Annotated in this window: 11 protein-coding genes; 3 read left to right on the top strand and 8 right to left on the bottom strand. The window is 33.7% G+C overall.

Features of this window, described 5'->3' with window-relative positions:
* Nucleotides 1-161: 161 nt before the first annotated feature.
* The 3 genes from PGOND44_RS14495 to PGOND44_RS14485 all read right to left on the bottom strand — a co-directional run bounded on the left by PGOND44_RS14495 (nucleotide 162) and on the right by PGOND44_RS14485 (nucleotide 3,165).
* Nucleotides 162-1,163 carry a T9SS type A sorting domain-containing protein gene (locus PGOND44_RS14495; RefSeq protein ID WP_003445320.1) on the bottom strand — a complete coding sequence of 334 codons (1,002 nt, stop codon included), beginning with the start codon at nucleotides 1,161-1,163 and terminating at the stop codon, nucleotides 162-164.
* 2 nt (nucleotides 1,164-1,165) lie between these two features.
* Complete coding sequence (locus tag PGOND44_RS14490; protein ID WP_155943856.1) at nucleotides 1,166-2,209, bottom strand: right-handed parallel beta-helix repeat-containing protein; 1,044 nt, start codon at nucleotides 2,207-2,209, stop codon at nucleotides 1,166-1,168.
* 140 nt (nucleotides 2,210-2,349) lie between these two features.
* Nucleotides 2,350-3,165 carry a DUF4412 domain-containing protein gene (locus PGOND44_RS14485; protein WP_003445312.1) on the bottom strand — a complete coding sequence of 272 codons (816 nt, stop codon included), beginning with the start codon at nucleotides 3,163-3,165 and terminating at the stop codon, nucleotides 2,350-2,352.
* Nucleotides 3,166-3,353: 188 nt separating this feature from the next.
* Between PGOND44_RS14485 and PGOND44_RS14480 the strand changes: the two genes are divergently transcribed.
* Nucleotides 3,354-3,809, top strand: coding sequence for a hypothetical protein (locus PGOND44_RS14480; protein ID WP_003445309.1), 456 nt, complete (start codon nucleotides 3,354-3,356; stop codon nucleotides 3,807-3,809).
* Nucleotides 3,810-4,510: 701 nt separating this feature from the next.
* Here PGOND44_RS14480 and PGOND44_RS14475 read toward each other — a convergent pair.
* From PGOND44_RS14475 to PGOND44_RS14460, 5 genes are all read right to left on the bottom strand, one after another.
* Nucleotides 4,511-4,879 carry a DUF4870 domain-containing protein gene (locus PGOND44_RS14475; protein ID WP_003445305.1) on the bottom strand — a complete coding sequence of 123 codons (369 nt, stop codon included), beginning with the start codon at nucleotides 4,877-4,879 and terminating at the stop codon, nucleotides 4,511-4,513.
* A gap of 8 nt (nucleotides 4,880-4,887) precedes the next feature.
* A complete protein-coding gene (locus PGOND44_RS14470; protein WP_003445302.1) occupies nucleotides 4,888-5,496 on the bottom strand; it encodes a hypothetical protein in 609 nt (202 codons plus the stop codon).
* 35 nt (nucleotides 5,497-5,531) lie between these two features.
* A complete protein-coding gene (locus PGOND44_RS14465) occupies nucleotides 5,532-6,014 on the bottom strand; it encodes a hypothetical protein (RefSeq protein WP_003445299.1) in 483 nt (160 codons plus the stop codon).
* Nucleotides 6,015-6,055: 41 nt separating this feature from the next.
* Nucleotides 6,056-6,226: a hypothetical protein gene (locus PGOND44_RS15640; protein WP_155943855.1), complete on the bottom strand. Its 171-nt coding sequence runs from the start codon at nucleotides 6,224-6,226 to the stop codon at nucleotides 6,056-6,058.
* Between the two features lie 137 nt (nucleotides 6,227-6,363).
* Nucleotides 6,364-7,200 carry a DUF4412 domain-containing protein gene (locus PGOND44_RS14460; protein ID WP_003445296.1) on the bottom strand — a complete coding sequence of 279 codons (837 nt, stop codon included), beginning with the start codon at nucleotides 7,198-7,200 and terminating at the stop codon, nucleotides 6,364-6,366.
* 286 nt (nucleotides 7,201-7,486) lie between these two features.
* Between PGOND44_RS14460 and PGOND44_RS14455 the strand changes: the two genes are divergently transcribed.
* Together PGOND44_RS14455 and PGOND44_RS14450 are read left to right on the top strand one after the other, a co-directional pair.
* A complete protein-coding gene (locus PGOND44_RS14455) occupies nucleotides 7,487-9,415 on the top strand; it encodes a histidine kinase (RefSeq protein ID WP_003445293.1) in 1,929 nt (642 codons plus the stop codon).
* A 3-nt stretch (nucleotides 9,416-9,418) separates the two neighbouring features.
* Entirely contained in the window at nucleotides 9,419-10,177 is a 759-nt protein-coding gene (locus PGOND44_RS14450) for a LytR/AlgR family response regulator transcription factor (protein ID WP_003445291.1), read from the top strand.
* Nucleotides 10,178-10,529: the final 352 nt, after the last annotated feature.

The raw sequence follows: 10,529 nt of genomic DNA, 5'->3' as shown, positions 1-10,529 counted from the left end.
TAAAAAGCTTCTCTGGCGGAATGACAAAGAGGCTACCTTTTCAGATAGCCTCTTTTAAATTGCAAGTTTTCTTCAGTTTATTTTAAAAACACTTTTAAAATAAGTGTGCAATTTCATTACTCAGTTGGTCACCTTCAGAATTATGAACCAAATTTTTAAGGCTATGATTTTATAACCTTAACTGTGGTTCGTTTGGCAGACTTTTGCTCAATCACATGAAGTAAATACATTCCCTTAGGATAATTTGAAAAATCCAATCGAGTGTTCAATCCATCGGTGTTTGTGCGGAGTAATTCCTTTCCATGAACATCAAACAGTTGTAATGAATAGTCTAAATCTTTATTGAATTGGATATTCAAAGATGTGTTTGTAGGATTAGGGAATACCTTGAAGTCTAGATCATTGATATCACCTATAGACAAAGTACTATCTACATTAAAAAGCGCAAATATATAGGTAGACCAATTATCATCCATACTTTTTACACGTAGGTATAGATAATGGTTTCCATCTGCCATATCCTCTGGAACTGGGATCGCCAAGGTTTCATCAATCGAAAAACCTTCGGTAATCGCAATTGAAGTGCCATTGCCAACACCTGGATCGGTATCGAAAAAGTATTCGGCTCCTGTAATTGGTGTGGATACAAAATTGTTAACGGTGTGAATATAGAAATAATCCCTGTAGTATAAACTCCAGTTACCGTCTAGATCCTGAACACGTATATGTAGAACGTGCAGGCCATTTGCAATTCCACTGGTTGGAATGCTGAAGGTATTATCGATTGTTTGCCCAGAGGTAATGGATAATGTATTGGCATTACCAACACCTGGATCTGTATCTATAAAATATTCGGCGGCACTCAAGTTTGAACCTGTTTCTGGCACTTCTATAGTGAGGATATAAAAATAATCGCGATAATACAAGCTCCAAACATCGCTCGTACCCTTCACCCGTATGTGTAGCACATGTAATCCATTGCTTAAACCAGCGGTTGGGATGTTGAAATTCTCATTGATGTCGTTGCCTGCGCCAAGCGTTAAATTCGTTGCATTACCCACACCAGGATCTGTATCTATAAAATATTCGGCTTCTGTAATTTGGCTCCAGCCATTAAAAACAAGCCCAATATTTAAAATTATTAATAGTAAAATACGTTTCATATTTATTGTTTTTGAGTAGCTGTAAAGTTCACGTTAAGTGTTTGTCCTGGAGCAACAACACTATTGGTAATTGTGATACTTTCTGGATAGGGTGTAAGGTTAGGCCTTCCGTTGGGATCAAATAAAAAATTGTTGCCAAAAATACCGATATCTGTGCCATCACTGCCAGCATTTATTCCTGGGGAACCTGCTGCTAAATCAAAGTCACTAGTATAAAAATCTGGTATTTCGTTAAAGGTAAATGCCACATCAGCGAACATGGGGTTTGTATTGTCCAAGTTATTGGAGCCAGGTAAGGGATCAATGGTCAAGGCAGTACTATAAGTAATGTTATAATCAAAGACAATGGTGGAATTGTTCACTCCTATTTCGGTTAGGTTACCAGTTGAGATGAATATATTGTTATTGACCAATGGGTTATCACAGTTATAAAAAAATATATGGGAGTTTGACGAAGTCAACATGATATTATTGGTAATGATAGATGTATTGCCAGCCTTGGTGAAAAAACCTCTCATATAGTTGTTTTTCATTTGCCAATCATCAGTGCCGGTTTCTGGTACAATATTGGTTGAAGTACTAGAAAAATAGTTGCCTTCAACAATCCAACCATCACTTAAATTGTCTGTCGTAGATCCTGAAACATAGCTCGTTATTCTATTATTGATAATATGCATGTCATCTAGGTTCACACTATTGCTTGCGGTACCGGCATCAATTCTTGATATTCGCAATCCTTTAATCTCTGACCCAGCCGAGTTTCCCTTTAAACTAATATTTTGAATCTTGGCAACTTCGCCATTGGTGTTGGCAGGATTGTGCCCCAAGCCCATTATTGTTAGTGTCTCTGTCACGTCAATATTGCCGTAAGAATCTGGTGATGGGAGCACCTGTATAATATCTCCTGGACTTGCAGCATCAACGGCTGCCTGTAAATCTGTAAATTGTCCTCCAGATTGGTCTCGATTGTCGACGGTATGTACCGTTTGGGAAAAACTGAACAAACTCAGTAAGCCGAATAAAATTGTAATTTTTAAAGTTTTCATAAGATATATATTTAAGTTATTAATTAAGTTTCTAATGGTATTTTTAATAAAGTAGATCATTGAAAAAATGAATTGATTTAACATCGCTTTATATCCAAATTTTCTCACTTGTGATAGGTTCGATAATGATTATTTCACCTCTACATAAATTTATAATCAGACTTTTTGATAGTTTTGCTTTCTTTTTCGAGACCCACACATTCCATTGTCATATCCTGTTTGTTGTTTTTCAAGCTTTTCATGTCCATCGTAATCATTAAGGCTTTATCATCTGGACTGAAATAATCCTCTAACTCAACAGGTATTTTAGCAGTTCCTTTTTTGTAGATATCACTAAAACTCACTTCAGTCTCGTCAGTTAGGTACATGACCATTTCGTAGTCCTCACTAATACCTTTAATACCTTTGCAGCGATACCCATTTATAGTTTTATCTGGCAATTGCTCGAACGTAAATTTTGCCGTTCCGTTTTCTTCCTCTTTCAAGTCTACACCGCTTGGCATTGAGCTCACCATACCTGTGTTATTCTTATCATTTTTTATAAACATAGCCATTACCTCTTGCCCAGTATCCATAACTGTGAACATACCTGTCGCACCAGTAGCGGACGTCGTAAATCCAAAATAGGATGAGTCTGGCTCTAGATAATAATCGAATACCATGTCGCCCTCTTTGGTGGTTATTTTTAAGGAATATTTCCAAGAAAACTCGTAAGTATCGGCTATTAATTCAGGATTACCTTTCATTGCTCCTGGACTAACAAAGGGATTAACATCTAGCATATCATCCATAGTCTTTGAAGCCTTTTCTGCAGCTTTGTCTGTAGTTTTTTCAACAATGGCATTTTCAACTTTTTCCTCAACCCTCTTTTTGAGTTTTTTAAAAAATTGAGCATTGGATATGTGGGCCGTAGTAAGAAAAACAGTTAAAAAAATAAGTAAACACTTCGTTTTCATGGTGTTTATTTAAAATGGTTTAGCATAAAAATAGCACTCAATACCTTACATCAAAACCCATAATTAGAATTTGACAGGTATCATTTAGAATTTGGCAAAAACATCCTATCTTGCTGAATACTAACTGAAAGCATCCAAATTCTAAATAATAATAGTCCACACAAAATGAATCTGTACTTTAGTCGATTATGAAAAAAACGCTTTTACTTTTATTTTTTTTTATAGTTGTAATCTACTCGCTACCTGCCCAAATACTCGCAGATTCCATTACAACTACAAAGGCATTAGTGAACCATAGTGAAGTTGAGGCATTGCGAATTAGTCGAGAGGTCCCCTATCAAGATATTAAGCAAAATAAACAATGGCAGCCTTATGACTCAACCTATACAACTACCAAGGATCTTGCAGTTTGGTTGCGATTTAATCTTGAAAATACTACTGAAAATACGATCAGCACACACATTTTCACCAAAGATCAATACATCGATATCTATATAATAAGTGAACTAGGGACCGAACATCTTAAAAACGGACATTTAGTTTCTTTGAGTGACCGTGATAATAAGACAGAAAGTTACTCTACAGAGAACAGAGATTGTACTTCAACCCTCGCAAACGTTTGTTTGCTTCATAAAAATGGCTAACGATTATTACTTATCAAATCCAAATCCTCCTATTCTTTATTCAAGGATTAACTATTTGATCTCTACTTACTAGCCCTTAAAATGGTAATAGCGCTGTATTTGTGCGTTTTAGATTTTTAAATAGCCCATTTGGTATATTAAATTTTAGTGATCTCAACCTGGATAAGCACATTTTTATATTTTGTACCCTTACATCATAATATCGAAGCCAATAGAGACCTAAAGTCATCAGCTGGGAGGTTAACCAAAGGAAATTGGATACGCACCGTTCAATGGACTTTTATTTTTATTTACGGTGTGGTTTGGCTTTCTTCTTAAGGGTATAAACTCTATTTAGTTTGAGATTTGTGAGACTTTTAGTGAGCAAAACGACATGCCTTTTTCATAATTTAATTAAGAGATGTATTCTATCTTGAGCATATATTCTCTAGAAGCCTCTAATGAATATATTCGATGAGTCTTAATCCAAATAAAAAGGCCTCTTTTAAATTTAAAAGAGGCCTTACTTAGAAACTTCTATCGCTAGAATATTCTCATATACAACTTAGTATTTACTGAAAATTAGGATTAAAGTTCTCAGTTTCACAATTTTGAATCTATTGATAAGGTTCATATTTTCTAACTTTTATTTAGGATCAGAAGACTTTAATCAAAACGAATAAGTCAAAAATAATATTATGTTTGTTTGAAGATACCTTCAACTATACATTCTTAAACCACTCTTCATATTTTTTTCCAAAAATTGGAATTGGCTTTTGCTTTTCGTTTGTTGCGTTTACCAAACCCATGATCCACATATAGAGTAGCACAAAGACGCCCAAAATGTTGATAATCCATCCAATAATAGGGATTATTCCAATGAATCCAATTGCTAAAGATGTTAAGCCAAGTCCCAATGATTGATGTATGTGATAAGAAGAAAATTCATGCTTCTTATCAGAGTTCATTACAAAGGCAATAATAAGTCCAACAATAGTGATATAAGAAATAATGGCAATATTCTTGGCTTCTTTATTTACTGAACTGTTTGATGATATGGTATGATCGGTTATATTTTCCTTATTTTCCATTGTTTTAATTATTTTATTAGGTTTTCTAAATTCAACTGTTCTACAAACTCCCAAGCTTTTTCAGGTTTTGTGTTTCTAGCCAATATCATAACGATATATCGTTTTCCGTAAATGAATTGAAGATCTGTATCCCCTCTTTTTTTATAATAAGTTTGTTTGGCTTTTATCCCATTTTCTGTAACTGTTTTAAGGTGTTTACTTTCATTCTCCTCCTCTACTTCCATTTTACTGGCCATACCTATTCCTGTCATTAAGACACTACCCATCTCCCCTGCTCCGTCAATGACCTCTACTTTTAGTTCATGCCCGTCTTCTGCTTTAAAGGTTCCTTCAATCGAAGCCACATTCATATAACCGGTTTTACCCACTTTAAATCCCGTACGGCTAAGGTTTTCAATATTTTCGGGTAACCAAGTTTTCAATTCATCATTGGTCATTGGGGTGATCTCTTTCAGTTTTAAAGACTCTTCTTGCGCCTCCTTAGCATTGCTTACAATACTTGAAACATTACTAATATCATTTTTAGCTTTTTTGATTTTGTCTATCGTTTCGTTTTTGCAGGCAGAAATTACGAGTATCCCAATTGCTACAATTATTAATTTTCTATATGCTTTCATTTAGTGTTATATAATTGATTATTACTCGTTACATCTTACATGAAAATAAGAGAAACTTCGCCTTTTGTTTTTAAGCTAACTGTTGCTTTAGAATTTCCAACTCTAATCGTTTCCTTTCCTTTAAAAATGTCGCTAGGAAAGAACATATTCTTTGGTATAAGGACATCTCCTGAATATTTTCGTGTATACATCGTAAGAATAGTTCCCTTTTCAAATTTCATATTTTTGAGATCGTATCTTCCTTTGTTTGTCATTAAAGCAAAATAGGGTTGTGTCCCTTTGAGTTTTCCTTTAATTTCTTTTTCATTTTCCAAATAATCTTCATGTAAAAGTATATTTTGGATTCTCTGTAAATCCTCACTTGCAATAATTACAAAAGAGGTCATATTATGATCTACAAATTTTCCAAGTAAAGCTTTTTCTTCTAACCCAGCAACAGTCTCTCCTTGTCCTTGTGCATTGACATTCATCATAAAAAAGGTAAACGCCAGCATCGATACTAATTTAATTGTTTTCATTTTTATTATTTTAAGTTAAACATGATTAATTCTATTGTAATTTATCCTTTAGTTTTCACAGGAGTTGCTACCAAAATAATCTCATATTCTCCCTTTGGTATTGTTCTGGTATTTTCTCTATAAGCCATTCCTTTTTGTTGATAAAGCGCAAGTATTTTTATAAAATCATAGGCTTCAGCAGGTAACCACATGTCACCAAGAATATAAGGCATTGGCTATCGTTCTATACTTTTTATGGTTTCCCATTGAGTTTCACTGTAGTTTCAAATTTAAAAAAGCTGAATTTAGGCTTTCCCTTCTGAGGGGAATATTCCTTTCAAAACTGAACTTAATTTTGTAATCACCTTGCTTAAAAGCTTTTATATTCAGATATGTTTATTACCAAAGATTCTTCCTCTAGTCCTGTACAATACATTTTCATAGTGTTCTTGGCTTTATTTTTATCTTCCATTTGCATTTCCATCATCAATCCATTTTTTCCGTCCTGTATTAACCACTCATCTTTAAATTCCTGAGGCATTTTTTCACTATTACCAAAAACATTTGTAAAACTTACCGGTACTTCAAAAGTTATGTAGGTCGTAAATTTATGCACAGAATTTTCGAAAACGTAACCTTGGCAAGAATACCCTAAAATCTCTTTTCCTCCGATCTTAGTCATCGTGTAGTCTTCAACATTAGAACTGGACTCAGTATCTATATTCTTATAGGCATTAGGTATTTTATTTACCATCACCCTTTTATTGCCGTCTTGATTCATAAACATGATCGTGCTGTTTAAACCAACATCAAAAACTATAAGCATGGGCATTGATAATTCCATTTTTGTACCAAAATAATCGGCATCTTCTTTCAAATGGTAAGTGAGTTTTAATGATTCTTTAGCTTTTTCAGGAACTATTGTAAGTTCATAAGACCATGTAAATTCATAGCTTTCAGGGATATCATCAATATTTCCTTTCTCTTCACCGATTGCAATAGGGCTATTTTTTTGGAAATCGGGATTTAATATCTCTTCCATTATTTTTCCTGATTGTTCGGAGGCTTTGTCTTCTGTTTTATTAATTATAACCTCTTCAACTCTTTTTTCTACTTTTTTTTGGAGCTTTTTCCAGAACTGAGCATTGGATGTGTGGGTCGTTGTAAAAAAGACAGTTAAAAAAATTAGTAAACACTTCGTTTTCATGGTGTTTATTTTGAATTGTTCGAAACAAACATAGCAATCAATACCTTACATCAAAACCCATAATTAGAATTTGACAGGTATCATTTAGAATTTGGCAAAAACATCCTATCTTGCTCAATACTAACTGAAAGCATCCAAATTCTAAATAATAATATTCCACACAAAATGAATTTGTACTTTAGTCAATTATGAAAAAAACACTTTTACTTTTATTTTTTTTATAGTTGTAATCTACTCGCTACCTGCCCAAATACTAGCAGATTCCATTACAACTACAAAGGCATTAGTGAACCATAGTGAAGTTGAGGCATTGCGAATCAGTCGAGAAGTCCCCTATCAAGATATTAAGCAAAATAATCAATGGCAGCCTTATGACTCAACCTATACAACTACCAAGGATCTTGCAGTTTGGTTGCGATTTAATCTTGAAAATACTACTGAAGATACGATCAGCACACACATTTTCACCAAAGATCAATACATCGATATCTATATAAAAAGTGAACTAGGAACCGAACATCTCAAAAACGGACATTTAGTTTCTTTGAGTGACCGTGATAATAAGACAGAAAGTTACTTTACAGAGATTGTGCTTCCACCCTCGCAAAAGTCTGTATGCTTCATAAAACTGGCTAACGATTATTACTTCTCAAATCCAAATCCTCCTATTCTTTATTCTAGGATTAACTATTTGGACTTTGTATACAACGCCTTAAAATCAGAGGCAAAGTCTGTAGGGTTCATTTATTTCTACTTGATAACCCTCAGCTGTATTTTTATTTTTGTGTTGGTCTTCTGGATGCGTTTGCAGCAGCGCCTTTATTTTTATTATCTAGGGTATTTGTTCTTTCAAATTGTGTATGCACTTTTGGTTTTGAGTACCACATCTGCAAGTGTAGCGAACTTTTTTCTTTATGTACCTAGTCTTTCAAGACCTATATTTGATTCTGTCCAGTTTACGTTCGTGGGGTTCTACATATTCTTCATTTTACATTTATTGGAAATACATAAACGCTATAAGATTCTTTCGAAAGTACTTTACTACTTTGGAATATTCTGTTTTGTTTATGCCGTTGCCCATGCTATTTTCAATTATTATTTTATACATGTGGACATTGGAGTATCAATTTTTTCAATTATTCGGTTTATTGTCTTACCACTCAACTTTATTCTGATTATATGGATACTTTATGAAGTAAGACATCCGCTTCTTAAATATTTCGTTGTAGGTCAAACGTTGTTTTTTATTGGTTCCGTCTTATCATTCTACCTAGCGTATACAGAAAGATTTTTGGAGCCTGATAGCATTTTCAATTTTCCATATGCTCTCAATATTATTTTTCAAATAGGCCTTTTGGGAGAAGTTTTTTGTTTCTCAATTGCCATTGGAGAAAATATTTTCTTACTTCAAAAAGATAAAGAACTTATGAATGAAAAATTAATTGACCAATTACAACAAAACAGAGTTTTACAAGAAAATATGAATGTTGAGCTAGATAAAAAAGTGAATGAAAAAACTGATGAATTGATCCAGCTGTATTCCGAAATAGAAAAACAGAAAGAGGCGGAAATAAAAAGCAGCTTTACAAGACGAATTCAAGATATGGAGATGCTGGCCTTGCAATCCCAGATGAATCCTCATTTTATATTTAATACTCTCAATGCGCTCAAAAATTTAATAATGAAATCACGTATTGATAATGCAGTAGTATATTTAGATGATTTTTCAGAATTACTCCGTAGTATACTTCAAAATAGTGCCAAGAATATAATTACTTTAGAGGAAGAATTAGAGATTTTAGAACTTTATCTATCCTTGGAAAAAAACCGTATTGGGGATAGTTTCAATTATAGCATAAAAGCACCCTCTAGAGAAGATCTGTCTCAATATACTATTCCGCCACTGTTGCTACAACCTTTTGTGGAAAACGCTATTTGGCATGGTCTCAATCCTAGCGAAAAACCTGAAAAATGGCTGAATATAAGTTTTGATACGAGTCAAAATTTGAAAATTATCATAGAAGACAATGGCATAGGACGAATCGCCAGTGGTAAAACCGAGAAAATGCACAAATCTATGGGTACCGATATTACTAAAGAACGCTTATCGTTGTATAATCATACCAACGATACTAAAGTGCTATTGACTATTTTAGATATTGAAGAAGAAGGTATACCTCAAGGAACACGAATAACATTGACATATAACAATTGAATCATGACGAATATAATCATAATAGACGACGAAATACATTGCGCCAATGTGTTGGAAAATCTCATTAGAAAAGTCCATTCTGATTACATCATTTTAGGCATTTTCACAAATCCAAAACATGGATTGGAATACATACAAAACAATCCACCAGACTTACTATTTCTAGACATTGAAATGCCGCATTTAAATGGTTTTGCATTATTGGATAAATTATTACCCGTAGATTTTGACATCATATTTACCACCGCTTATGACCAATATGCCATTAAAGCCTTTCAATACAGCGCCATCAACTATTTATTAAAACCAATTAGTGAGAAAAATATCGTAAGAGCACTTTCTAGTTGGGAAAAAAGAAGAAAAAAAACAAGTCAAGAGCAATGGGAATTGTTCCAAAAAAACCTAAAAAACACAACCAAAGATCGTTTAAAACTAGCACTTCCCACAGGGGTAGGATACCATATTGTTGAGATTGCAACTATTGTACGCTGCCAATCTGATAATAACTATACCAACGTGTTTTTTGAAAATAGCAACAAAATTCTCATTAGCCGTACACTAAAAGAAATAGATGAAATTCTTGCGGAGCATGGTTTTTTAAGAGTACATCAATCGCATTTGGTAAATCCAAACTATGTGAAAAGTATTTTAAAACAAGATGGTGGTAGTTTAATTATGCGCAATGATGATGAGGTACCCGTATCGAGACAAAAAAGAAAACAAATCAATGACATTCTAGAGTCTATGCTACGATTTAAGTAGTAGGACTAAAAATCCTATTTCAGGATATTAAAAAAAAAATTTGAAAATCTTACGCAGAATAAGTTTGATTGAGTAAGCATGATTTCCAAAAGTAGAAATCTGAAAGTTCAAAAAGTAAAAGAGCTTCTCTGTCGAAATGACATTTCGAATATGTCATTCTGAAGGAGCCTTTCGCGACTGAAGAATCTTAACTGTCGGAAAGCCAAAAGTATATCTTAGAGACAAAAGATTCCTCGTCAAAGCAAAAAAAACTTCTCTGTCGGAATGACATTTCGAAAGTGTCATTCTGAAGGAGCCTTTTCGGCAACTGAAGAATCTAGGTCTATCGAAAAGCTAAAGATTCCTCGTCAAA

The sequence above is a fragment of the Psychroflexus gondwanensis ACAM 44 genome, assembly GCF_000355905.1.
GTDB lineage: Bacteria > Bacteroidota > Bacteroidia > Flavobacteriales > Flavobacteriaceae > Psychroflexus > Psychroflexus gondwanensis.
Note: the sequence above shows the minus strand (reverse complement) of the source record. Positions and strands in the feature narration are given on the sequence as shown.

Coding starts and splice junctions, on each gene's coding strand:
- PGOND44_RS14495 (WP_003445320.1), bottom strand. CDS start 1,163: ATGAAACGTATTTTACTATTAATAATTTTAAATATTGGGCTTGTTTTT.
- PGOND44_RS14490 (WP_155943856.1), bottom strand. CDS start 2,209: ATGAAAACTTTAAAAATTACAATTTTATTCGGCTTACTGAGTTTGTTC.
- PGOND44_RS14485 (WP_003445312.1), bottom strand. CDS start 3,165: ATGAAAACGAAGTGTTTACTTATTTTTTTAACTGTTTTTCTTACTACG.
- PGOND44_RS14480 (WP_003445309.1), top strand. CDS start 3,354: ATGAAAAAAACGCTTTTACTTTTATTTTTTTTTATAGTTGTAATCTAC.
- PGOND44_RS14475 (WP_003445305.1), bottom strand. CDS start 4,879: ATGGAAAATAAGGAAAATATAACCGATCATACCATATCATCAAACAGT.
- PGOND44_RS14470 (WP_003445302.1), bottom strand. CDS start 5,496: ATGAAAGCATATAGAAAATTAATAATTGTAGCAATTGGGATACTCGTA.
- PGOND44_RS14465 (WP_003445299.1), bottom strand. CDS start 6,014: ATGAAAACAATTAAATTAGTATCGATGCTGGCGTTTACCTTTTTTATG.
- PGOND44_RS15640 (WP_155943855.1), bottom strand. CDS start 6,226: ATGCCTTATATTCTTGGTGACATGTGGTTACCTGCTGAAGCCTATGAT.
- PGOND44_RS14460 (WP_003445296.1), bottom strand. CDS start 7,200: ATGAAAACGAAGTGTTTACTAATTTTTTTAACTGTCTTTTTTACAACG.
- PGOND44_RS14450 (WP_003445291.1), top strand. CDS start 9,419: ATGACGAATATAATCATAATAGACGACGAAATACATTGCGCCAATGTG.